The 23797-nt window shown below is 56.6% G+C and carries 24 protein-coding genes and 1 pseudogene; 14 read left to right on the forward strand and 11 right to left on the reverse strand.

Annotation, left to right across the window (positions count from 1 at the left end; genetic code table 11):
* The first annotated feature begins 276 nt into the window (after positions 1-276).
* From rluC to sppA, 3 genes are read left to right on the forward strand one after another with little or no spacing between them, the layout of a single operon-like run.
* Entirely contained in the window at positions 277-1233 is a 957-nt protein-coding gene (rluC, locus tag DWF74_RS24925) for a 23S rRNA pseudouridine(955/2504/2580) synthase RluC (protein WP_102863916.1), read from the forward strand.
* Positions 1223-1885 (forward strand): HAD-IA family hydrolase, encoded by a 663-nt coding sequence (locus DWF74_RS24930; protein ID WP_102863915.1) that lies wholly within the window; start codon positions 1223-1225, stop codon positions 1883-1885. The genes rluC and DWF74_RS24930 overlap by 11 nt, the downstream gene beginning before the upstream one ends.
* A gap of 21 nt (positions 1886-1906) precedes the next feature.
* Positions 1907-2896 carry a signal peptide peptidase SppA gene (gene sppA / locus DWF74_RS24935; RefSeq protein ID WP_115581900.1) on the forward strand — a complete coding sequence of 330 codons (990 nt, stop codon included), beginning with the start codon at positions 1907-1909 and terminating at the stop codon, positions 2894-2896.
* Between the two features lie 49 nt (positions 2897-2945).
* Here the strand turns inward: sppA and DWF74_RS24940 are convergent, their stop codons facing one another.
* Entirely contained in the window at positions 2946-3524 is a 579-nt protein-coding gene (locus DWF74_RS24940; RefSeq protein ID WP_115581901.1) for a Maf family protein, read from the reverse strand.
* Between the two features lie 105 nt (positions 3525-3629).
* Between DWF74_RS24940 and DWF74_RS24945 the strand changes: the two genes are divergently transcribed.
* The 10 genes and pseudogenes from DWF74_RS24945 to tmk form a co-directional block, all read left to right on the forward strand.
* Positions 3630-4157, forward strand: a complete 528-nt coding sequence (locus tag DWF74_RS24945) for a YceD family protein (RefSeq protein ID WP_011060115.1) — start codon at positions 3630-3632, stop codon at positions 4155-4157.
* Between the two features lie 13 nt (positions 4158-4170).
* Positions 4171-4353 carry a 50S ribosomal protein L32 gene (rpmF, locus tag DWF74_RS24950; RefSeq protein WP_003179396.1) on the forward strand — a complete coding sequence of 61 codons (183 nt, stop codon included), beginning with the start codon at positions 4171-4173 and terminating at the stop codon, positions 4351-4353.
* A 3-nt stretch (positions 4354-4356) separates the two neighbouring features.
* Entirely contained in the window at positions 4357-5367 is a 1011-nt protein-coding gene (gene plsX, locus DWF74_RS24955; RefSeq protein ID WP_102863912.1) for a phosphate acyltransferase PlsX, read from the forward strand.
* A 126-nt stretch (positions 5368-5493) separates the two neighbouring features.
* Positions 5494-6432 carry an ACP S-malonyltransferase gene (fabD, locus tag DWF74_RS24960; protein ID WP_102863911.1) on the forward strand — a complete coding sequence of 313 codons (939 nt, stop codon included), beginning with the start codon at positions 5494-5496 and terminating at the stop codon, positions 6430-6432.
* 16 nt (positions 6433-6448) lie between these two features.
* Positions 6449-7189 (forward strand): 3-oxoacyl-ACP reductase FabG, encoded by a 741-nt coding sequence (fabG, locus tag DWF74_RS24965; protein ID WP_011060118.1) that lies wholly within the window; start codon positions 6449-6451, stop codon positions 7187-7189.
* 196 nt (positions 7190-7385) lie between these two features.
* Entirely contained in the window at positions 7386-7622 is a 237-nt protein-coding gene (gene acpP, locus DWF74_RS24970) for an acyl carrier protein (RefSeq protein WP_003175607.1), read from the forward strand.
* A 110-nt stretch (positions 7623-7732) separates the two neighbouring features.
* On the forward strand, positions 7733-8977 hold the full coding sequence (fabF, locus tag DWF74_RS24975) for a beta-ketoacyl-ACP synthase II (protein ID WP_102863910.1): 1245 nt from the start codon (positions 7733-7735) through the stop codon (positions 8975-8977).
* Positions 8977-9792, forward strand: coding sequence for an aminodeoxychorismate lyase (gene pabC / locus DWF74_RS24980; protein ID WP_115581902.1), 816 nt, complete (start codon positions 8977-8979; stop codon positions 9790-9792). Before fabF ends, pabC begins: the two co-directional genes overlap by 1 nt.
* Before the next feature lie 3 nt (positions 9793-9795).
* Positions 9796-10971 (forward strand): endolytic transglycosylase MltG, encoded by a 1176-nt coding sequence (gene mltG / locus DWF74_RS24985; RefSeq protein WP_115581903.1) that lies wholly within the window; start codon positions 9796-9798, stop codon positions 10969-10971.
* A 19-nt stretch (positions 10972-10990) separates the two neighbouring features.
* A pseudogene (gene tmk, locus DWF74_RS24990) lies at positions 10991-11299 on the forward strand (dTMP kinase); the annotation flags it as partial.
* A gap of 848 nt (positions 11300-12147) precedes the next feature.
* On the opposite strand, the gene DWF74_RS24995 reads toward tmk, so the two are convergent.
* The 6 genes from DWF74_RS24995 to DWF74_RS25020 all read right to left on the reverse strand — a co-directional run bounded on the left by DWF74_RS24995 (position 12148) and on the right by DWF74_RS25020 (position 17084).
* Positions 12148-13596, reverse strand: a complete 1449-nt coding sequence (locus DWF74_RS24995) for an alpha/beta hydrolase (RefSeq protein WP_115582485.1) — start codon at positions 13594-13596, stop codon at positions 12148-12150.
* 557 nt (positions 13597-14153) lie between these two features.
* Positions 14154-14348 (reverse strand): hypothetical protein, encoded by a 195-nt coding sequence (locus tag DWF74_RS25000; protein WP_115581904.1) that lies wholly within the window; start codon positions 14346-14348, stop codon positions 14154-14156.
* Positions 14349-14468: 120 nt separating this feature from the next.
* Complete coding sequence (locus DWF74_RS25005) at positions 14469-15086, reverse strand: pentapeptide repeat-containing protein (RefSeq protein ID WP_115581905.1); 618 nt, start codon at positions 15084-15086, stop codon at positions 14469-14471.
* On the reverse strand, positions 15050-15646 hold the full coding sequence (locus DWF74_RS25010) for a hypothetical protein (protein ID WP_115581906.1): 597 nt from the start codon (positions 15644-15646) through the stop codon (positions 15050-15052). The genes DWF74_RS25005 and DWF74_RS25010 overlap by 37 nt, the downstream gene beginning before the upstream one ends.
* Positions 15647-15691: 45 nt before the next feature.
* Positions 15692-15871, reverse strand: coding sequence for a DUF3606 domain-containing protein (locus tag DWF74_RS25015; protein WP_115581907.1), 180 nt, complete (start codon positions 15869-15871; stop codon positions 15692-15694).
* A gap of 154 nt (positions 15872-16025) precedes the next feature.
* Positions 16026-17084 (reverse strand): hypothetical protein, encoded by a 1059-nt coding sequence (locus tag DWF74_RS25020; RefSeq protein WP_115581908.1) that lies wholly within the window; start codon positions 17082-17084, stop codon positions 16026-16028.
* Positions 17085-17777: 693 nt separating this feature from the next.
* Between DWF74_RS25020 and DWF74_RS30490 the strand changes: the two genes are divergently transcribed.
* Positions 17778-18281: a hypothetical protein gene (locus tag DWF74_RS30490; protein ID WP_162884119.1), complete on the forward strand. Its 504-nt coding sequence runs from the start codon at positions 17778-17780 to the stop codon at positions 18279-18281.
* A gap of 326 nt (positions 18282-18607) precedes the next feature.
* Here the strand turns inward: DWF74_RS30490 and DWF74_RS25030 are convergent, their stop codons facing one another.
* Genes DWF74_RS25030 through DWF74_RS25045 form a run of 4 tightly spaced genes read right to left on the reverse strand, consistent with a single transcriptional unit; the run spans position 18608 to position 23763 of the window.
* Positions 18608-19981, reverse strand: coding sequence for a site-specific integrase (locus DWF74_RS25030; protein ID WP_205413465.1), 1374 nt, complete (start codon positions 19979-19981; stop codon positions 18608-18610).
* Positions 19982-19983: 2 nt separating this feature from the next.
* Positions 19984-21057 (reverse strand): hypothetical protein, encoded by a 1074-nt coding sequence (locus DWF74_RS25035; RefSeq protein ID WP_115581910.1) that lies wholly within the window; start codon positions 21055-21057, stop codon positions 19984-19986.
* A complete protein-coding gene (locus DWF74_RS25040; RefSeq protein WP_115581911.1) occupies positions 21050-22897 on the reverse strand; it encodes a tyrosine-type recombinase/integrase in 1848 nt (615 codons plus the stop codon). Before DWF74_RS25040 ends, DWF74_RS25035 begins: the two co-directional genes overlap by 8 nt.
* Positions 22897-23763, reverse strand: coding sequence for a deoxynucleotide monophosphate kinase (locus tag DWF74_RS25045; protein ID WP_240321961.1), 867 nt, complete (start codon positions 23761-23763; stop codon positions 22897-22899). Before DWF74_RS25045 ends, DWF74_RS25040 begins: the two co-directional genes overlap by 1 nt.
* Positions 23764-23797 lie beyond the last annotated feature (34 nt).

Consider the following 23797-nt stretch of genomic DNA (forward strand, 5'->3'; position numbering starts at 1 on the left):
TTTGTGAACTGGCCGTTAATCGCTGCGTAAAAGGCGAGTGATAACTCTGCTTTCTACGGGTTTCAGGCCTCATGTCACCTGCGCTTGTTACAACGTCAGACTCTTCCGGTATGTAGCGAGAGCTGCGTAGGACGGCCTTGCGTCCTTATGAATTGCGTTGGTCAGGGCCGGCTAGTTGCCGCTGTTCCGCTGTCCAGCCGCTTTTGGCGGCGTTCGCGACTATAGCAGCAATCATTAAGTGCTTCAAATCCATAAAAAATTGTTATCATTCGCGCCATGACGACTACTGCCCCCTCGACCCCAGGCGTTCAAATGCTTGAGGTCTCGCCGGAATATGCCGGCCAACGAATTGATAACTTCCTTCTCGCTCGGCTCAAAGGCGTGCCCAAGACCTTGATTTATCGCATTTTGCGCAAAGGCGAAGTGCGGGTGAACAAGGGGCGGATCAAGCCCGAATACAAGCTGCAGGCGGGTGATGTGGTGCGCGTGCCGCCGGTGCGCGTGCCTGAGCGCGACGAGCCGGTGCCGCTGGCGCAAGGTTTGCTGCAGCGTCTTGAGGCGTCGATCGTCTTCGAAGACAAGGCCCTGATTGTGATCAACAAGCCTGCAGGCATTGCTGTGCATGGCGGAAGCGGCCTGAATTTCGGGGTAATCGAAGCCTTTCGTCAGTTGCGCCCGGATGCCAAGGAGCTGGAGCTGGTGCATCGCCTCGATCGCGATACTTCTGGCCTGTTGATGATCGCGAAGAAGCGCAGCATGTTGCGCCACCTGCATGCCGCTTTGCGCGGTGATGGTGTGGATAAGCGCTATATGGCGCTGGTTCGTGGTCACTGGGCTACTGCGCTGAAGCAGGTGCGGGCGCCGTTGCTCAAGAGCAATCTGCGCTCAGGCGAGCGCATGGTGGAGGTGAACGAGGAGGGCAAGGAGGCCTTGACGGTGTTCAAGGTGCTGCGCCGCTTCGGTGAGTTCGCCACTATGGTCGAGGCCAAGCCGGTCACCGGGCGTACGCATCAGATTCGTGTGCACACCCTGCACGCCGGGCACTGCATCGCTGGCGACAGCAAATACGGCGACGATGATTTCACTCGTGAGATTCGCGAGTTGGGCGGCAAGCGCCTCTTTCTCCATGCCTATATGTTGACGGTGCCGCTGCCGGATGGTGGTGAGCTGAAGTTGCAGGCCCCAGTGGACGACATGTGGGCCAAAACCGTGGAGCGCTTGAGTGCACCCTGATTACCAACTGCTGATCTTCGATTGGGACGGCACTCTGGCTGACTCCATTGGTCGGATTGTTGAGTCGATGCACGTATCTGCCGATCGATCCGGTTTTCCTCGGCGTGATGATTTTGCCGTCAAGGGCATCATTGGGCTTGGGTTGCCAGAGGCGATTCGTACCTTGTATCCGGAAATCGACGACGGCCAGTTGGTCGCCTTTCGTCAGCATTACGCGGAACACTACATCGCGCTTGAGGCTGAGCCTTCACCGTTGTTTGCTGGAGTGGTGTCGTCTCTTGAGGCTTTTCGGGCTGAGGGTTATCGGTTGGCGGTCGCTACGGGCAAGGCGCGCCGGGGCTTGGATCGGGTGCTGAAGTCTCATGGCTGGGAAGAGTATTTCGATATCACCCGGGCTGCCGATGAGACTGCCAGCAAGCCCCATCCCTTGATGCTGGAGGAGATTCTTGCTCATTGCGGTGTTGGGCCTCGGCAGGCATTGATGGTCGGGGATTCGTCCTTTGATCTGTTGATGGCGCGTAATGCTGGCATGGATTCGGTGGCGGTTAGCTACGGTGCTCAGTCCATTGAGGCCTTGCAGGTGTTTGAGCCGCGCCTGTCCATCGATCGTTTTCCTGAGTTGCACGCCTGGCTCAGTCAGGGTGTCGATTAAGTTTTCGTTGGGGTAGCAAGCATGTCTGATGAATGGAAGGCGCCAAGCAAGGCCGGCGCTGAAGGTGGTGACGATAAAAGCTGGCGGTTGTTGGAAAAGACCCTCCTGGCCAGTGTTCAGGAGCAGCGTCGTTCGCGGCGTTGGGGGATTTTCTTCAAGCTGCTGACCTTTGTGTACCTGTTTGTCGCGCTGGCGTTGTTTACTCCGTTGATGACCATGGAGAAGAGCGCCGCTCGTGGTGGTAGCTACACCGCAGTGATCGATGTCACGGGGGTGATTGCCGACAAGGAGTCTGCAAGCGCGGACAATATCGTCGGTAGCTTGCGCACGGCCTTTGATGATCCCAAGGTCAAGGGCATTGTTTTGCGTATCAACAGTCCTGGCGGCAGTCCGGTGCAGTCTGGCTATGTTTATGACGAGATTCGCCGTTTACGGGCTCTGCACAAGGACACCAAGGTGTATGCGGTGATTTCTGATCTCGGTGCTTCTGGCGCTTATTACATTGCCAGTGCTGCTGATCAGATCTATGCCGACAAGGCGAGTCTGGTGGGCTCCATTGGGGTTACGGCTGCCGGTTACGGTTTTGTCGGTGCGATGGAGAAGCTGGGGGTCGAGCGCCGTACCTACACCTCTGGCGAGCACAAGTCGTTCCTTGATCCGTTTCAGCCGCAAAAGCCTGAAGAGACCCAGTTCTGGCAAGGTGTGCTGGATACAACTCATCGTCAGTTCATCGCCAGCGTCAAGCAGGGGCGTGGCGAGCGTCTCAAGGACAAGGAGCATCCTGAGCTGTTTTCCGGGCTGGTCTGGTCTGGTGAGCAGGCACTGCAGTTGGGCTTGATTGACGGCCTGGGCAGCACCAGTTCGGTGGCGCGGGATGTGATCGGCGAGAAGGAAGTGGTGGATTTTACTGTTCAGGAGTCGCCTTTCGATCGTTTCTCGAAGAAGCTGGGCGCCAGCGTGGCTGAGCAGATCGCCATGTGGATGGGCTTTCAGGGGCCAACCTTGCGTTGACTTCGGGGGGGTAAAAAGCCGGCCGCAGTGCCGGCTTTTTAGTGTCTGCTCAGGGCACTTCCACGCCTTCGGCCAGTAGCATGTCCACCAGGCGGATCAGTGGCAGTCCTATGAGGCTGGTGGCATCGCTGCCGACGGTGCTCTGGAACAGGCTGACACCCAGGCCTTCGGCCTTGAAGCTGCCAGCGCAGTCGAAGGGCTGCTCTGCGTGCAGGTAGCGTTCGATGCGGGCGCTGTCGAGGTGGCGCATGTTGACCGTAAAGGGGATGCAATCCACCTGGCATTGGCCGCTCTTGCTGTTGAGCAGGGCTAGGCCGGTGAGGAAGGTCACGCTCGCGCCGCTGGCGTCCAGCAACTGCTGGCGGGCCTTGTCGAAGGTGTGAGGCTTGCCGATGATGCGCCCCCCTAGTACCGCTACCTGATCCGAGCCGATGATCAGGTGTGCCGGGTGGGTGGTTGCCAGGGCGCGGGCTTTTTCCTCGGCCAGGCGCTTCACCAGCTCTATGGCGTGCTCGCCTGGGCGGTGGCTTTCGTCAATGTCAGGAGAGCTGCAAGTGAAGGGGAGTTGCAGGCGAGAGAGCAATTCTCGGCGGTACACCGAGCTCGAAGCTAGTAATAAAGGCAGCATGCGCATCTCCTGGGGTGGGGCGGGAATTCTAGCGGGGCTCGCAAGTGACGGACAGGGCTGAATTTCCTTTGACATGGCCGGGGGCATCCCTATAATGCTGCGCCTATGTTGAATGACCCGATTCCACCTCACGTTGACCCGCGCAAATTGGCTGACCGTGGCACCACCCTTCAAGGTGAACTGCTGCTGGCCGATTTGGAGAGACTCTGCGACCCGCTTTCCGACAATGTCGGTACGGTGCAGGCTAAATTCGTTTTCGAGCGTGACGAGCGTAAAGCTGTAGTTATCCACAGCTCCATCGACGTCGAAGTCAAAATGGTTTGCCAGCGTTGTCTTGAGCTGGTCACCCTGCCGATCCACAGCGAGTGCAGTTACGCCGTGGTGAAGGAGGGTGCGAATACCCAGTCGTTGCCGAAAGGTTATGACGTGCTGGAACTGGGCGAAGATCCTTTGGATCTGCAGGCGTTGGTCGAGGAAGAGCTTTTGCTTGCCTTGCCTATCGTGCCTGCTCATCATCCGGAAGAATGCCAGCAGCCGGCGGGGCTCGATGAGCCCGAACCGAGCGAGGACGAGGTAACGCGGTCCAACCCGTTCAGTGTATTGGCGCAGTTAAAGCGTGACCCAAACGTTTAGGAGTTAATCAATTATGGCTGTTCAGCAGAACAAAAAATCCCGCTCTGCCCGTGACATGCGTCGCTCCCACGATGCTCTCGAGGCTAGCACCCTGTCCGTAGAAAAGACCACCGGTGAAGTTCACCTGCGTCACCACGTATCGCCAGAAGGCGTATACCGTGGTCGTAAAGTGATCGACAAGGGCGCTGACGAGTAATCCTTGTCCGCTCAAGTCATCGCGATTGACGCAATGGGCGGGGACTTCGGTCCCCGCAGCATTGTTCAGGCCAGTATTGCTTGCCTGTCTGCTACCCCCTCGCTGCACCTGACCCTGGTCGGTCAACCCTCCCTACTTGAAGAGCTGCTCTCCGGTCATTCGGCCGTGGATCGCGCACGCCTGACGATTACTCCGGCAAGCGAAGTGATTGCCATGGACGAGAAGCCTGCCCAGGCATTGCGTGGCAAGCCTGATTCGTCGATGCGGGTGGCGCTCGAGTTGTTGCGGGATGAAAAGGTCCAGGCTTGTGTCAGTGCAGGTAATACCGGGGCGCTGATGGCTCTGTCGCGTTACGTGCTCAAGACCCTGCCCGGCATCGATCGTCCGGCGATGGTGGCTGCCATTCCCACTCAGCGCGGCTATTGCCAGTTGCTGGACCTGGGGGCCAACGTCGATTGCAGTGCCGAGCACCTGTTGCAGTTCGCAATCATGGGGTCGGTTGCGGCACAAAGCCTGGGCATCGTGCGGCCAAGAGTGGCCTTGCTGAATATCGGTACCGAAGACATCAAGGGTAATCAGCAGGTCAAGCTGGCGGCGAGTCTGCTTCAGCAGGCGCGAGGGCTGAACTACATAGGCTTCGTTGAAGGTGACGGGTTGTATCGCGGCGAGGCGGATGTGGTGGTGTGCGACGGTTTTGTCGGCAACATCCTGCTCAAGTCCAGCGAGGGGCTGGCCACCATGATTGCTGCTCGTATCGAGGCATTGTTCAGGCGCAATCTGCTATCCCGCGCCGTAGGTGTGCTGGCCTTGCCGCTGATGCGGCGATTACAGGCGGACCTGGCGCCGGCTCGGCACAATGGTGCGAGCTTTCTCGGGTTGCAGGGAATAGTGGTGAAAAGCCACGGTTCTGCGGGCGTTCAGGGGTTTCAGAGTGCGATTCAGCGTGCATTGATCGAAATCCAGGAAGACCTGCCGCGACGCCTGCATGGGCGCCTTGAAGATCTGTTGCTTTAGGCGTTTATCCTGTGGAGTGCTTAAATGTGACCGCTCAGTTCAATTGGCCATCCAACTGTCAGTTTCTTGCGTCCACCGCGGTGTGACGTCAATTCTCCGACGACAAGATCATTAGGGGCTTGTTACATGTCTGCATCCCTCGCATTCGTCTTTCCAGGACAGGGCTCGCAGTCCCTCGGCATGTTGGCCGAGTTGGGCGCGCAGTACCCACTGATCCTCGATACCTTCAAGGAAGCCTCCGATGCTCTGGGCTACGACCTCTGGGCTCTGACCCAGCAAGGTCCCGAAGAGCTGCTCAATCAAACCGACAAGACTCAACCGGCCATCCTCACCGCCTCCATCGCCCTATGGCGTGTCTGGTTGGCTGAGGGTGGTGCGCGTCCGGCCTTCGTCGCGGGTCACAGTCTGGGTGAATACAGCGCTCTGGTGGCCGCTGGCAGTCTGACTCTGGCCGAAGCGGTCAAGCTGGTCGAGCGTCGTGGTCAGCTGATGCAGGAAGCCGTGCCGGCAGGCCAAGGCGGCATGGCGGCCATTCTTGGTCTGGACGACGCCGATGTCGTGGCGGCCTGTGCAGAAGCTGCGCAAGGTGAAGTGGTTAGTGCGGTGAACTACAACTCCCCGGGCCAGGTGGTGATCGCTGGTGCCAAGGCGGCGGTGGACCGTGCTATCGAGGGTTGCAAGGCGCGCGGAGCCAAGCGCGCCATGCCATTGCCGGTCAGCGTGCCGTCCCATTGCGAGCTGATGCGCCCTGCGGCTGAGCGTTTCGCTGAATCGATTGCTGCGATCAACTGGCAGGCACCGCAGATTCCGCTGGTACAGAATGTCAGCGCCGCCGTGGCGGCCGACCTAGATACTCTCAAGCGCGACTTGCTGGAACAGCTGTACAAGCCTGTGCGCTGGGTCGAGTCGGTGCAGACCCTGGCGAACCAGGGCGCCACCCAGCTGGTGGAATGCGGTCCGGGCAAGGTCCTGGCCGGTCTCAACAAGCGCTGCGCCGAAGGCGTGTCGACCTCTAACCTGAATACCCCAGATGCTTTCGCTGCCGCTCGTGCAGCGTTGGCCTGAACTAGGAGAAGCTTGCATGAGTCTGCAAGGTAAAGTTGCACTGGTGACCGGCGCCAGCCGTGGGATCGGCCAGGCCATCGCGCTTGAGCTGGGGCGTATGGGCGCCACCGTGGTGGGTACTGCCACTTCCGCATCGGGAGCCGAGCGCATCGCCGCTACCCTCAAGGAAAACGGCATTCAAGGCACCGGCCTTGAGCTCAATGTCACCAGCGACGAGTCCGTGGCTGCGGTTCTGGCCAGCATCACCGAGCAGTTCGGTGCGCCGGCGATCCTGGTGAACAACGCCGGTATCACTCGCGACAACCTGATGATGCGCATGAAAGATGACGAGTGGTACGACGTGGTCGATACCAACTTGAATAGTCTGTATCGCCTGTCCAAGGGTGTTTTGCGTGGCATGACCAAGGCTCGTTGGGGTCGAATTATCAGTATTGGCTCTGTTGTGGGTGCCATGGGCAACGCAGGCCAAGTAAACTACGCCGCCGCCAAAGCCGGTCTGGAAGGTTTCAGCCGTGCCCTGGCGCGTGAAGTGGGTTCGCGGTCGATCACTGTGAACTCGGTTGCTCCCGGTTTTATCGATACCGATATGACCCGCGAGTTGCCGGAAGCACAACGTGAAGCCCTGCTGACGCAAATTCCGCTGGGTCGTCTGGGTCAGGCTCAAGAGATCGCGCAAGTGGTCGCTTTTCTGGCATCCGACGGTGCGGCATACGTTACTGGGGCTACAATCCCGGTCAACGGCGGGATGTATATGTGAGTCAAATGTGACGGATTGCTTCAAAAAAATGTCATACGAGCTGTCTAAAATCCGTTATAAAGCTGCAATCAATTTATAGGCAGATGGCCAAAGGGTTTGAGGGATGAAGCTTTCAGTTGAAAAGCTGAAAAGCCTTTCTATACACTTACCCACTGGCCAGCTGCCTGAATTTGTCCATTAGGAGTGAAAACAAGGTATGAGCACCATCGAAGAGCGCGTCAAGAAAATCGTTGCTGAGCAACTGGGCGTTAAAGAAGAAGAAGTTGTGAACACCGCTTCCTTCGTTGAAGACCTGGGTGCCGACTCCCTTGACACCGTTGAGCTGGTGATGGCTCTGGAAGAGGAATTCGAGACCGAAATCCCTGACGAAGAAGCTGAAAAGATCACTACCGTTCAAGCAGCTATCGACTACGTTACCAGCCACCAGGCTTAATCGTTTGTAGTCGTCTTTTGCTGTCATGGAAAAACCGCACTGCCGTTACGGCGTGCGGTTTTTTCTTTAGGCCTGATACAAAGTGTCGTCATTAGAAAAAGGAGAGTGCTGTGTCGCGTAGACGCGTCGTAGTCACCGGTATGGGTATGTTGTCGCCACTGGGTACGGATGTACCGAGTAGCTGGCAGGGCATTCTGGCTGGCCAAAGTGGCATTGGTCTGATCGAACACACCGACCTTTCTGCCTATTCCACCCGTTTTGGCGGCTCGGTAAAGGGCTTCAATGTCGAGGAGTACCTGTCGGCCAAAGAGGCCCGCAAACTCGACCTGTTCATTCAATACGGTCTGGCGGCCGGGTTTCAGGCGGTGCGTAACGCCGGCCTGGAAGTCACCGATGCCAACCGCGAGCGCATCGGTGTGGCCATGGGGTCGGGTATTGGCGGTTTGACCAATATCGAAGAAACCAGCCGCATCCTGCACGATTCCGGCCCACGGCGGATTTCTCCGTTCTTCGTGCCCGGTTCGATCATCAATATGATTTCCGGCTTCCTGTCCATCCATCTGGGTGCCCAGGGGCCGAACTATGCCATTTCTACTGCCTGTACCACTGGTACCCACTGCATCGGCATGGCCGCGCGCAACATTGCCTACGGCGAAGCCGACGTGATGATTGCCGGTGGCGCCGAAATGGCCGCCTGTGGCCTGGGTATGGGGGGCTTCGGTGCGTCCCGTGCGCTGTCGACTCGCAATGACGAGCCGACCCGTGCCAGCCGTCCGTGGGACAAGGGGCGTGATGGCTTCGTGCTGGCCGACGGTGCGGGTGCCCTGGTTCTTGAGGAGCTGGAGCACGCCAAGGCTCGTGGCGCCACCATCTACGCTGAGCTGATCGGCTTCGGCATGAGCGGTGATGCCTATCACATGACGTCGCCACCCGCCGATGGCGCCGGTGCCGCTCGCTGCATCGCCAACGCCTTGCGTGACGCCAAGCTCAATGTCGATCAAGTGCAGTACATCAACGCCCATGGTACTTCGACTCCGGCCGGTGACCTGGCGGAAGCCGAAGCGATCAAGAGTGTGTTCGGCGACCATGCCTACAAGCTCGCGGTCAGTTCCACCAAGTCCATGACCGGTCACCTGCTGGGTGCTGCCGGGGCGATCGAGGCGATCTTCAGCGTACTGGCAATCAACAGTCAGGCTGCGCCGCCCACCATCAACCTGGATGAACCGGATGAGGGTTGCGACCTCGATTTCGTGCCGCACACTGCGCGCAGCATGGACATCGATGTGGTGCTGTCCAACTCCTTCGGCTTTGGTGGCACCAACGGCTCCCTGGTGTTCCGCCGGTTCTCCGAGTAATGCATAGCTGGGTCGACGGTCGGCCAGCTGACGCGCTGTCGCTCAGGGACCGCGGCCTGGCCTATGGCGATGGTCTGTTCGAGACCATCGCTGTCCGAGCCGGGCAACCGCAACTGCTGGAGCGGCACTTGCAGCGTCTGGCCGAAGGCTGCCGACGTCTGGCGCTGAGCGCGGATCAGGCGCTGATTCGCGACGAAGTGCTGGCCTATGCGGCGGCCCTGGGGGAGGGCGTGCTCAAGCTGATCCTGACCCGGGGCGACAGCCTGCGAGGATATGCCGCCGATCCTGCAGGTGCTGCGCGGCGGATTCTCCAGGGCGGGGCCTTGCCGGCTTATCCGGCGGCTCATGCCGATCAGGGGGTTGTGCTGTTCCCTTGCGTCACGCGTTTATCCGAGCAGCCGCTGTTGGCCGGCCTCAAGCATCTCAATCGCCTTGAACAGGTTCTGGCTCGCGCTGAATGGCGCGATCCCGAGCACGCCGAAGGCTTGATGCTCGACGCTGCCGGACGGGTGATCGAAGGTGTATTCAGCAATCTGTTTCTGGTCAGTCAGGGGCGTCTGCTGACGGCTGATCTGAGTCGCTGCGGTGTGGCTGGAGTGATGCGCGCTGAAATTTTGTTTCAGGCCGAGTCACAAGGCATCCCCTTTGAAGTGACGGATATCAGCCTTGATCAACTGCAACAGGCGGACGAGGTCTTCGTCTGCAACAGTGTCTACGGCATTTGGCCAGTGCTTGGCTGCGCCGGGATGAGCTGGTCGGCGGGTGCGCTCACCCGTAAACTGCAGGGCATTACCCGCGCACTACTGGATGCTTGATTCGTGAGACGTAAATTACTGCTCCTGCTGGAAACCGGACTGGTCCTGGCAGGTCTGCTGCTGGGCGCGAGTGCCTGGAAACTGCACTCGGCCCTGGAACAACCGCTGAACCTGAGTCAGGAGCAACTGCTCGATGTTCCCGCCGGTTCCACGCCCACCGGAACCTTCAATCGTCTGCAGGCTGATGGCGTGATCCAGGACGCGTTCTGGCTGCGCCTTTACTGGCGCTTCAACTTGCCGGGGCAGCCTTTGCACAGCGGCGAGTACCGCATGACACCGGGCATGACTGCCGAAGGCCTGATCGGTCTCTGGCAGCGAGGCGAGGTGGTGCAGTACAGCCTGACCCTGGTGGAGGGCTGGACCTTCCGTCAGGTGCGCAGTGCCCTGGCCAAGAGCGACAAATTGCAACAGACCCTGACCGGTCTCAGCGACAGCCAGGTGATGGAGAAGCTCGGACACGGCGGCGTGTTCCCCGAGGGGCGTTTCTTCCCCGATACCTATCGTTTTGTGCGCGGCATGACCGATGCCGAGCTTCTGGAAAAAGCCTATGACCGCCTGGACGATGTACTGGCCAAGGAGTGGAGCAGGCGGGCTGATGATGCGCCTTACAGTGATCCCTATCAGGCGCTGATCATGGCGTCGCTGGTGGAAAAGGAAACCGGCGTGCCCCATGAGCGTGGACAGATCGCCGGGGTCTTTGTACGGCGCATGCAGATCGGCATGCTGCTGCAGACCGATCCTACCGTGATCTATGGTCTAGGTGAGCGCTACAACGGCAAGCTGACCCGGGCACATCTCAAGGAAGCCACGCCCTATAACACCTATGTGATTGCCGGGTTGCCACCCACGCCGATTGCCATGGTCGGGCGCGAGGCGATTCATGCCGCTCTCAATCCGGTGCCGGGCAAGAGCCTGTATTTTGTTGCCCGAGGTGACGGCAGCCATGTGTTCTCCGATGATCTGGATGCCCATAACAGCGCCGTGCGCGAGTTCCAGCTCAAGCGTCGCGCCGACTATCGTTCCAGCCCGGCGCCAGTAACTGCTCCGGCCGCTCCCGAAGCCGAGAGTTCGGCGCCGGCAGTTGCGCCTCAGGCGGCGCCGGACAGCTCGCCGCCAGCGTCACCTGCGCCGGCTGTGGCTCCGGTGGAGCCCGAACCCGCGCCGAAACGCCCGCAATGACTTTGATTAAGGACTGCCTGTGACTGGCTTGTTTATTACCCTGGAAGGCCCGGAAGGTGCCGGCAAAAGCACCAACCGCGAGTACCTCGCCGAGCGTTTGCGCGCTGCAGGCATCGAAGTGTTGTTGACCCGCGAGCCTGGTGGTACGCCCCTGGCTGAACGGATTCGCGAAGTGTTGCTGACTCCGGGGGAGGAGGTCATGAGCGCCGATACCGAGCTGCTGTTGGTGTTCGCGGCCCGCGCCCAGCACTTGGCCTCGGTAATTCGCCCGGCACTGGCCCGGGGCGCAGTAGTGTTGTGCGACCGCTTCACCGAGACGTTATTTTCTGCTGGAAGAGAACGTCAACCAAAAAAGGTCTGCGATTTCGACCTCCTCGAAAATACATTTCTTGCCTAGAAGCCCCGCTACACCAAGGCTTCTGGATTCGGAAGGTTGTTGCTTGATTCCATTATAGCAATGATTATTTTGAAAAAGTAAACCTCATATTTCTCTGATAGTGCAAAAAAATCAAAGGTAAACCCAAAAGCCCCATTTCTCCCGCTTACCGCGTCTTACTCCAGCCCCATGCCTTCCTGAAACCCAATAAAACCAAGCTTTTTAGGGTTTACGTTTCTTCTCCTTGCCCTCTGGCAATTCTCTAGACCCGACGCTCAACACCGCCCAAATACTAAAACCCCAAGCTCAACCACTCCTGAGCAGGCGGGTATGGTCATCAGCCTTCAACTCCCCGATCTCATCTTTCGTTTCTTGATTTCACACTGCCATCATATGGCACTCCCTGGTGATTGTTGGTGGATGTCAGCCGCCGAACAGGAGAGCGATTTAGCGCATGCTGTTGGCCATTAGGTCGACCATCCGCGCGTTTGCGCGCTCCGCTTGCGGAGACTGAGATTCATCTTGGAACACCTTAAAGCAGAAGCTTAAGCATAGAAAAATTACGCCTGGCCTATGCGGCACCCTGGCTAAAAATCACAGCCAGCCACGGGATACCCTCGAAGTCGTATCAACCGCTGACCAAGGCACGACCTTTTGAGAGGTATCTCAAGACAACTCAAAGTAAAGCCTACCGATTGAGCCTGCGGAAGCTTGCCTCAGGTAGCCGAGAGCTCAGGGCTCTCGTGACCCAAGGTTGGTTGACGCCTGCCCGGGGCATCTTCATCGGCCCGTCGCTCGGGCTACGTGAGCTCCCAGTAACCTTCGTCTCGCTTAGTGATGCCTGCACGCTGGTCAGGTTTGTGCCGGTGCCTGACGACGTAGAACAAGTCACGGAATACCTTCGACACATCGGCGATGTAGCTGTGGCCTAAGCCGAACATGTCTTTACCCGCTACAGATACATCCACGGTGGACAGAGAGCTCATGACCAGTGGCGGATTGGCGTCCCCTGCCCGGGGATAACTGTGAACGAATCTGGACGCTGCAATCGCTCTATCATGCCGCGAGGCGTAGAGCGTTACTTGTTCAAAGGTATCGAAGACCTGTCCAATTTGTTTGAACCGGCTGGTGTCCACGTCTGGCGCCGCCAAGATGATTTGATGGATAGGGGTCGTGCCAGGCTTGCGCTTCCAGTTTTCCAGAACCGACAGGAGCGCTCTATTACCCATGCTATGTGCCACGATGTGCAGGGCTGACAACCCCAGCTGCTCTGTCACATGAGTCAAATACTGCCTGAGGTTGGCTGCTGACCAATCTACAGTCGCTTCATCGGCGGGGTAGCCCCCTGGCGTACCCAGTGACGCCCAGGAGAAGCACAGCATCAGGCCTGGGAATTTCAGGTCGTGGCAGAGCTGTGCTGCACGCCACAGCGCAGCATCGAAGCCGACGTTATAGCCGTGGATGAAGAGCAGGCCCTCTTTCTTCGAGGGATCCTGACCTATTCCTTGATGGCTCAGATACTCCTTGGCGCTTGTGAACCATGCATCCAAGGCCAGCAGCGCATTACTGTGGACGACGATGTGCTTGTTGGGATTGCCCTTTGTCTGGGTAGGCCACAGCCAGGGTCGTTCAAGCTTACCCTCCCGATGAATATGAGGGATAGAGACCTCAGCGACTCCGTAGGCGATCGTGCCTTCGCTTCTGAACCCTCCAAATTTCACCGTGCGGCCAGGCTCCTGCAGACGATCCGTCCCGTAAAAAATTGGATAGGTCGTGTAAATCTGTTGTACAGGTGCCCGGCTGTAGGAAATTTCGGAGCTGTAGTCATACAACAAGCCGTCAGGGGCGTTCCTGGAGATCATCCCGCACTCTTGAGGCGGGTGAAGCTCCTGTGGAATATCAACAGCATCCTCCAGAGCCTTCTTATACTCAGTATTTCTGACTGCCGACGAAATATTAGCTCCGCTGGGCACCCGGGCGCTCAGAAATGCCTCCACATCAACAGCCCTTTGTCCAAGGCTGATGTCATCAACCCGTTTCAGAAGGTCTTCAAAGGTGTCCATTGCGAATCGTCCCGTGATACGGGCCTGAAGCACCTCAATCAAGGTATCAGGTGGACTGTTTCTCCAGCAGAAAAACAGCGCACTTGAGCTGATCACCCGATGGCGTGAAGACCCCGCTATGGCGTTCATACGAAGGATCGCGAGTGCAATCTTGAGCTCGTGCAAAGTCCGTTTTGGCTGTTCCATGATCCAAGCCCTAGTGAGCGAAACGAGCACTGTAAAGTGCAGTTCTTGCGGTTGGCAACCCAGCTCCAGGCAGACCTAGATAGATCAGGCGAACTGGGCCTCTCTGGCGCAGCGCCAAGGCGTTCTGCAGCACTCCAGCCTTCCCTATACCCGCGTCCGCAACATCTGGCTGACGGGTTCCCGATTTCCCTCTCTCCCAGGCTGAGAGGGCCGGGGACGACTGCCCGCGTAGGCTGGGTATTGCAGTCAAAAAAAGCCCGCCGAAGCGGACAGGTGAGGCTGCGCCAGTGCCCTTAGAGAGCCTCCTGGTTCGACGTACCATTACTAGCGAGACATCCAGTTTGTCCCGCCATGCGGGGGAGGAGAACATTTGTACTCCTTGGTGGTATCAGACAGGCGCGCGCATGCTTCCCCGGCTGGAAGGGATTCAAAATTTTTGGCAGCGAATCTGAAAGAGGGCGGCTCGACCATGGAGCCTGGATGCTCTGACTGCTTTCCAGCGATCACGGCATCCAAGGCTGTTTTTGGTCGTTGACCAATGGCTCGGGGGCGGCCTATCAGTCGTCGAGGTTAAGGGCGATGTGCTTGATCAATTCACGTGGTTGGGGGCTATCGATCAAGTCATAGATGATTTGGCGCTTGCTTCGCGGTAGCTTCTTAATGACGTTCTTTCCGGCGCGACTGATAGCCTGCTCCGTGCCATGACTACGGTCAGCAAGCATCAGTATAAGGATGGCATCGGAGAGGGTCATGCGTGAGCTAAAGCCTTGGATAGGTACAAAGGGACACAGCAACCATAATGCTGCATCGGTGTTTTGATCAAATAGTGGTTGCCAATGTGATCCCTCGCCAAGGTGGTGATGAACGTGGTCTTACATACCGAGGTCATGATCAAGACGGTGATGAGCTAGGTGATGTGACAGCTTGAATCCATCAGGAAAGATCACGTTGTGAAGTTCGTTGCCTTCAAACGCAGAGAGCTTGAGATCGCTGCCTGTAAAATCTGAGCCGTTCAGCACGCAAGCGTTGATCTCAGTCCGAAGGAAGGTGCTGTGGCGAAAGTCGCTCGACATAGCCATCGCCTTTCGAATCCTACAGTCTGAAAAATTAGCGTAGAGGGCCTCGATGTTGAGCAAGTCAGTGGCCACCAGCACGCTGCGTGTCAGATTGGCCCAATTGAGCCTGGATCGCTGCAGGATCGTCTTCTTCAGATTGCAGTGCTGCAGGTCGCTATAGCTCAGGTCGCAGCACGCCAGCGAGAAGCGTTCGAGTATCTGCTTTGATAAGTTGATCCCTCTCAGGTCGTCAAGGTCATCAGGGGATAGAGGATGGCTCACCGAAGGCAGGTCATACAGAAGTTCCGGCCAATAGTCGTTCCCCGCACCCCAGGCTGAAATCAGCTCACGCCGGACACGCTGCCCTTCGGCAGTCTTCCAGCGATCTTGCAATTCTCTTACGCCAGGCTCGGGCACTTTTTGTTTGTCGTCCATTCACTCACCGTCAAGAAGCGTCGCAGTTTTATAACTTGTCCGGCCCTGCGGATCATCTCGGGAGGGATCCGGGAATCGATTGCACCCTCCATCTCGCCAGGAAAAGGTGCGCCGGTAAATCCGTTGACCGTGGGTACCTTGCCGTCCAGCAGTTTCTCAACATTCCACCCTGGAATGTTGTCCAGCTCGTAAACCCAGCCCCCAAGCCCAGCCCAACAAATAGCCCCCTGGCCAAGGTCTGCATTCACCATCAAAAAAGGCGTGGTGCCACGAAAACGGCTATCTCGACCTTTCCCGGCATGCCTGTAGAGATCAACGCAGATACCTTTCAGGGGCAGCCCTTTGGTGAAAGCCACCGTGGGGTGCAGATCAGAGGTGCCGTAGTACTGCTGGTCGCCTAACAGGGCGGCAGGTTCGAACTCCCCGTTGGGCATTCTTGCTTTCAATTCCATCATTGGCTCGGAGCGCTCGCAGTAGCAAGCTTCATCACTGCACATTCGCATCCCATGATTCACCATCAGCATCCCGCAGTCGTCTCCACGCTGGTTTTCATGTGGCATCTCATACTCCTAGAAAAGCGGCCCTGGTGAGAGGGCCACTTCTCATCAGGATTTGCCGAGGTACTGACGCACCTTGTCAGCGTACGTACCGACTGCGGCCACAGCTTGCTTGAGTTCCGCCTCAGTGCAGCCGAGCGAGGCAGTCCAGTTCTGGACTTCGAAGGCGTCGTGGACGTCGATGCGTTCGGCATCTTGTGGGTGGGTAAGGTGTTTGTTGTCGGACATGAGAACCTCAATGTGGTGCTGCGTGATGGCGATATGCCGTGAGCATTCATAGGGGCCGGGATCTGGCTTTTCAAGGCCCCTGAACTCAACTCCGCCGCTCGCAGGGTGGCTGTGGATGGTGCTCAGTAGAGCGGTTACGCTTAGGCCTCGATGGCTATTGACCAGTCGCCGCGTTACCGGCGGCTTTGGCTTTCGCATCAGCTTCATTTTGGGCGGCCAGCTTCTTGTCGAAGGCTGCTTTTTCCGCCGCATCTTTGGAGGCTGTTTTAGTGGATTTCGAGGTTTTCCACGCCTCACGTACCGTTTTGGACTGAGCGATCACAGCGTTCACCACATCCAGGGTGCTGCTGGTACCAGACGGCGAGCTGGCTGTATTCGCGCCGCAGGCTGTGTGGAATACAACAGAGCCCTTTTTAGGGAGCTTCACCGTCTCGACATAGCGAGGGTCGGCCACTGTGGCGCTGAATTGCTGACCCGCCAGCGGGCCGTCATCAAACAGCACTGTCACGCTCCGGCACGCGGAGTGAAAGATCGTCTCTTGGGCGTGCTCGTGCGCTTTATTGGCGAAGACAAGGTTGTCGATGGCGTCATCTTTGATCGGCCCAAACTTTGCTTGGAGATGTATTGTCTGAGTGCCATCGGGTGACTTCACAATTGCATAGACGGTGCCGTCATTCCGCGCGACCTCGCTGTTTTTGAGGATCTTGTAGCTATCAATTGAGATTGGAAGTTCAGAGCCTTCCATCAGCGCCATTGTCCCGATAACACCTGTCGCCAAAGAGCCCAGTGCCTCAACGTACTTGACTCGCTTGTCCTCGACCTCAGTGCCAATGCTGGAAAGCAAGTCAGTGTTATCTATCTTCGTGACACTCAGGTGGGTATCAACACCAAAGGCGTCATCCTGGCGCAGCATGAAGCGTGTCTGAATATCCACAGCAGTACCCTCAGGCGCCGGCTCCGGCAGCGCTTCAGCAGGGACAGAAATCATCTGTGGTAGAACCGGCCTTTCTTTGTCCTTGTCCTTGAAATCGACAACTAGCTGGCTCTTGGCTAGCGTGAATTTGGGCAGCCCCTCCCAATCACCCTCATAGGGCTTGTCTTTCTCAATCTGAGCGCCGTGAATTGGCGGCGTCTCGTAGAAGGCTTTAGGCTGGGCGGAGCAGCCGGCCAGAATGGCCAGGGAAAATGCAGTTGCCGTGTGAATCGCTCGCATGGTTCTTCTTCCTTGTGAACGTGTTGGCGCGTGTTTTTGGCTTTGGATTTGGCTACTGGTTAGGTGTGTTGTCTGCGTTGGGATTGCTCCAAATCGTCAGGCCACACAGCTGCCCAGGTGGCTAGAGGCCATCAAAACCTATACCCGCATCTCCTACTTGTCCAACGCCCACGGGCTCCCATGATCTCCACTTGGGTATGCTTGAGGAAACCGAGCTGCTGCGAGTCCAGCCCTTTCCCTCGTCTACGACTTCCCTGCGCAGAATCTTCTGTTGACGTTCAGCCATTGAGCAGTGTTGGATTGCCATCATCTCAGTCCTGGATGAGTGAGCCATCCAAGGAATTTCTTGTACTTGCTATGGTGGACATGATGCCAACCTACTTCTCGCCCGACGTGGTAAGGCGCGTACACGCGAACACTGGCCCGGATTGCTCGGCCCCTTTTTGTCGGCGCCAAGTGACTTTCGGTGAAGGTGTATTGACTGGAGAACTGGCACATATTTACGGGCATGGTCAAGGCTCGGCTCGGTCTGAGCTTATGCCAGAGGGGTATGACCCCCATTGCTATGACAACGCTATATTGCTCTGTCGCGTATGTCACAAGATGATTGACCGGTGCCCTGGTCTATATCCTCCGGAATTAATATTTGAATGGAAGAGATCCGCTGAGTTTGCATTCAGTCTGGGTGGGCAAGTGCAACAGAATTTTATGCCTTCAAGCTATGACATTAGGGCGGAATTTCCTATCGCACATCAGTTTGTAAAACTGTTTGACCCGTTAAGAAGTTTCATGTGTGACGTGTTTTACTATCACGGGGTAGGTAGTCAGAACGGCTCAAGGGTCAATGTGGATACTGAAGTGGTTCAATGCATTCGCGGCGGGTCGAGTGCCCAGTATCAGATGAGAAATAATGTGCCTGTATTTTTCTTTCAACATACTCCGTTTCGGAGCTGGATGGCAGAAATAATTCGGGCTTCAATGATTGTGAAGGAGTCCCCGGAGTTCAGTTATACAACGGGGTTTAGCAATGTGGTTGATTGTCTTTTTAGCTGGAAATATGTGGAGGGTGAAGAGGCTGAACCTATATTTAGCTATCCTACGGCAAAGGGGTTGTATGAGCTGAAAACGCTGGTTGATCGTTTTGAGCACCATCTGACTGACCTCCAGCACTATGGCATGCCCCAGCGAGGTTATTGAAAAACCTCAGCTGAGCAGCGTATTAATGCAAGGAGTAACGATTGGTCGGCACCCACGAGGCGCGGAGAGGGTACGGCTTGCGCCACACACGAGCCCTTTCGCCGTGGATCAGAACGTCCCTAGGATGTGGAGGGGCGCGAAATATCAATGAGCTCGAACTGGTCGAGCTCATCGCGACGATACCGACGGCTGAAGCATTTGGACTTAGATGCATTCCACCTGGCCGCACACATCCTTGACCTCAATGTTCAAGCAACCATCAGCGTGGTTTAGCTGGAAGCAGGGGGCCGTCGCGAATGGCCAGGTGTTGGTTCACAAGACCCTGTTTACGCAGCCCTGCCTCCTTGCTCGGCTCCATCCTCAACCAACTTGTTCCGGTCAATCGGGCGCAGATTTTTTATGAAGCTGGATACAGAATGTTCAGGCGCACTGATCAAATCCAGCGCGTGGCCTTTGTGAGCGAACATGAGGACGCGGGCCATGCTCACGTAGAATTTGTACGTGGTGGCGACATCTTCATGACCCATCTGCCTGGTTAGCGCTTGGGCGGCAGCCAGGTAGAGCACCTCCAGGTTTTCCGTCAGCAATCGGTCGCCAAAGAAAGCTATGAGGTACTGAGTTGGCCACCAGTGCCTGGTCTGGTAGAAATTGATGTGAGACCTGAAATTGCTGTCGATCTTCGCGGCGTTGTTCTTCGCATCGTAAGTTCGAGACGCAATCTTGTCGACATCGACCGGTATCCCCCGGGAGGTCAGAAATAATACATCGGGCGGACAGTTTTGTTTGAACCGCTTCTTATAGAGCTGTTTACGAGCGGCATAGTGGGGAATGATGTAGTTCTCTTCGAGAGCTTTGAGATCATCCATGTGTATGGTGATTTCACGATCCTTGCCCCCCTTGCTGTTGTAAACCGTGTACTGTGTGGTCACAGCTCCCTTGGTCATGTTCGAGTACGGCATGATGTGCTTGTTCTCGGCATTGCCTAAGTATGGAAACCTGACCAAGTCCATCGGGCGCATCGCGGTACCCAGCGCGAGAAGAAAAATAGACGCGTACACTGGGTCTGAGTATGACTGCAATAGCAACTTGATCTCATCGTCAGTAATCAGAAAGTCGTACTGTTTCTGCCGACTTTGCTTGTCCAAAACCCGGATGTTCGCCGAGCTGATCCTCGACGGAGCAATCCGATTGATATAGTTGAGCATGCGCCCACTGCGGAAATTCGCCCGCCAGGTTCTGGTCTGCACATTGACGTTAGTCACATAACCATGTTCGTTCAGCCACCTGAAGAAAATCAGCAGTACTTTCGCGTCTTCGAAGATGGTCTCTGACGACGGCTTCGGGGAATTCCTTTCGAGCCGCTCAAGCTGCCGTCGTACCTGCCATCGGCAGATGTCTTTGTTGTCCGCCAAAGCATGGTAATAACCCAGATCCACGTTCTTCATTTTCGGCTGTGTCGACAAAAACCGGTAGAACATGGAAATAAGGGTGGCATGGCGTGTTGATGACGCCGTCGACGAACGAGTGTGCTTGTACAGGAACAGGTTAGGGTGGCTCAAAAGAACCTGTTTATTCTTCTGCTGGGCGATGAGGACACAATGGGTGACCTGCATTCCCAGCTCCAGGCTGTTGTAGGTGACCTGCTGTGTCGTGATACGCAGGCCAGCAGAAGCTTTAGTCGGATTCGTTTTATCACTCACGATCAGTCTCCTACCTGTACTTTGAAAGAGACGATTTCGTCTAAGCCCCAGGTCATGCTGGGTGTGTCAGCACTATCGGCAGCCCGGATCTCCTGCTCGGGCAAAGCGTTGCGCTGATAAATGAACACTCTTTGCGCTTTACGCTCAGTGTCCAGCGGCATGTAGGGGACATGCAGCGATTTCTTGAAGGTGGAAGGTATGTGCTTGATGAAGTTGTTGATCTCCGCTCGGGAGAATAAGGGCAGGCGGATGATCAGGCAGGTCTCGTCAGGCAAGGTTGTATACCGCTCGGCGAACTTGTTGAACCTGGAAATGTACCTGTCTGCAAACATCACCACATGGACATCGGGCATGGATGTGAACCGAGCAAATTTTTCCCTGATGGCCATGAGCTCCGCCTCCTTCGCATCCTCGAAATCATCCAGGCTCTTCGTACGTTGGTAATGGATGCACAGCTGCTCGATGTCGACATCGTAAATGATCTTGTCCCGGCTTGATGCGCTCTCCAGCGGTGCTTCCCGCTGGAAGGATGTAGCAAGCTTGAGCTCCAGTAGGGCGTTTTTCTTCGTGAGCTCGACCGCGTGCAGGGTTTGTTTCTCCAAGGACTTACGCAACTGATTGCTTTCGAACATGGCGATGTCGTCGTTCATCAGCGTACTGACATGGCTGTTGATGGCCTTGGCAATCTCCTTGTCTCGCTCCACAAGAACCTGATCAAGACGAGCCTTCCATTTGGCGTCAGTGGCATTGATGGTGGCTTGGGTTTCCACCTTTGCCTTGGCCGCCGTGCCATCCACAAGGTCAGTCACATCTTTCTTGCCAGCGATATAAGGCTTGAACTCGGAGTAGTAGCGATCCAAGGCCTGACGCGTGATACCAGCGCGCTTAGCTACATCCACCAACTTGAGTTTGTGGATAGCTCCGGACGTGTAATGCGAGACGATGATGTCCTTGATGACCTGGCGACGGTCGGCTTGAGCAGCAGCCTGTGCCAACAGAGCGTCTGCGCTACAGTCCTCTGGTGCTGCTTGTACTGGAATATCGGCGTCGTTATGAACCTGCTTGACCTTAGACATGGCGCACCTCGATGTGCGTCGACGCTGAATGTCCGGTGCTGATGAGGTTATTCAGATGACCTTCGCTCGTCGCAATACGACGCAGCAGCTCGGACTCCACTTTCGGTGCGAGCTTCCCACGAGCGTTATCAAGTACCGCCTCGTAGAACTGGATGTTGTCAGTCAGGGCTTGCTTCGCTGAGCCCAGCATGACGATCTTTTTGCATTCCAGCTTGCAGTTGCCAGGGTCTGGCATGATCAAGCCCTCGTCGAACTGTCTGCCTTCTAGGCAAGGGGGCAGGTTCGACGGGGTGAAGCGCTCTCCGGAGAGGCAATACGTGCCCAAGGCGGTACGGCGGATGAAGAGAGGTTCGCCAGCCTTCAGCAGGTGGCTGACATACGAGACGATAGTCACTTTGAACTGCTGGCCTGCAAACTCATCTGGACGCTTGAGGATTTGCTTGTAGATACGCTGCGCAGCGGCCCCTGAATGACCAAGCCGTAGGCCAGCAACGATGTCGTGAAATTCCCGGGCGTAGTTCTGCTCAATCGCCAGGGCGACGCTGCGCACCATGAGCGGATTTCGGGCAATGTACCGAAGCGTCATCGCATAGCTTTTGTGCCCGAACAACGCACGGATGATGTCGATGTTGCGTTCATCCCGGTTGATTAGGATCTCAGCAATTGTCTTTCTGAACCTGTGGCAATGCAGACGCTCGATGGGTAACGCATTTTTGAGCTGCTCAATCACCGAAGTGATCTGAGAGGGGGTGGCCCTGTTAACGACCTTGGTTGAGCGCATAGGCTGAAACAACCAGCCTTCCTTCACGAATGGAGGAATCGATCGCAACTGCTCATACTTGCGGATCATGTCTCCGACAAAACGGGGTAGGGGAAGGATGTCCTCTTCACCGTGCTTCGGACTGGCAGCGGTCTTCCAGCGAGTGATCTTCAGCCAGTAGTCGCCGTTATGATCTGTCGTAACATGAGAGAAATGCATCGCTGCCAATTCACCCTTGCGCGCACCGGTCACCAGAGCGACGAGGATGAAGATCGAGTTGCGAATGCCATCCAGAACCTTGCCGTAGCCAGTCACCCAGCTATAGGTGAGGTGCGGCAGGTCGTCCTTGTAATGTTCGAGCACCTTGGGCGACATCACTGTTTTTCCATCGACTTCAATGTTGCACAGCGATTCCAGCTCCGGCAGACGCTCCCGTCGAGTAACCACTAGGTCTTTGAGGAACGCAAACTTGCTTTCTACTAAATAATCCTTGAGCGCCTCCGCCTTGGGCATGACGCGTTCAAGCCAGAAGAAGGCGTATTCCATGAGAATCTCCAGATCCTCTTCCGAATACGCGATCCAGCTTTCGATTGCGCCGTTGAAGCGATTCTGTACCACTTCCTTTCGGCGCTCTGGGATGTCGATGTGCTCTGACGAGACATCCAGCCGAAGCGCTTCTGGAAGCAGTTTCTGTTCGGATAACCTAGCCCAGAAGCGCATGTGCTTGAAGAGCGCGAAATAGTGATGCTTCGCCGTGCTGGCTTTGGCGCGCTCAAAAGCCTGGTTGATCATCGGCATTGAGATCAGGGCGATATGCTGAGGCTCGGCAGTGAGGCCGTTATCTTTGAAGATGTACTGCTCGACGATCGCGTACTCGTTGCCGAAGGCCTTGGTTGTGGTGTTCGAGCGGATATAAGCCCGTGCGTGGTTTCTGGCAGGGCAATAAAGAAGGAACAACCAATGGAGGCATGCGCAGACGTTGCTGGTCGGATCGTAGTTCGGGTTGCTCAGGTATGAGCACGCCACCTTCCGGCCAGTGGAGGTCACTACTTCGGTAATGCTGTGGTCGAAGGCAGACATCAGTTGCGGCCTCCGGTGGTGCCGGTTTCTGAGTTGGCCTCTGTGTTGTTTTTTGTGGGCGACTGGCGCTGGACGTGGGATTGCCAGGCCTCCGCTACACGGGCCTTGAGGTCTTCCAGGGTGCCATCGTTGATTAGATGCACATCACCAGGTGCCTGGGCGACCCCGAGCTCTGAGGAGTGGGCATTGATCTTCTGCAGATTCGGTCTGGTGATGTGCCAGATCTCTCCGTTATGCGCCCGGAGAAACGCAGCTTCGTTCTCAAAGCGGATGTCCTTGAAGATGATTGTTCTCGCGTTAGCCGGGATCTGTCCGCGCGGGGTCGGCTTGCTGACAGGGCGGTGGCTGCGCAGGGCATCAAAGTCCGGGTACAGGTCGTAAGCGTGACGTTTAAGCAGCGCTACGGCATCGGCAGGGGAGAGGCCCCAGTAGCTGTCGAGAGTCGTGTAGGAACCTGAGTTCCAGATCTGGTCGTCGCTGAAATCGAAAATCGCCTGAGCTGCCAGCAGGAACGGAGCGTCCGGGGCGCTGAGATTTGCGGGTGTTGCAGGGGGTTGTGGGCGCTCTGGGGGATTGATCTCCCTTGCAGCTCTCATTAGCCAATGGTCTGCGTTATGATGGCGCATCCATTCAGTACCCACCGTTTGAAAGAACTCGCGAGGCGAACGGCCCCAGAGCTCGATGGTTTCTTCCTTTATGTCGTCCTGCCACGCCTCTGCGTCTGTCAGGCCGAACAACGCTTGGCACCCCACCTTGAGTGGGTCAGCCAGAGCAAAGGCGGCTACCCCCGGAATGCTCAGAAGCATCGAAGCTACGGTGTCTTTGCCAGATCTGGCTAAGGCGGCTAGGCCGATGATGGTTCTCACGGTGGACTCCTGTTTTCGGCTCAAGCCTTGTGAT

The sequence above is a fragment of the Pseudomonas protegens genome, from assembly GCF_003363755.1.
Lineage (GTDB): Bacteria > Pseudomonadota > Gammaproteobacteria > Pseudomonadales > Pseudomonadaceae > Aquipseudomonas > Aquipseudomonas danubii.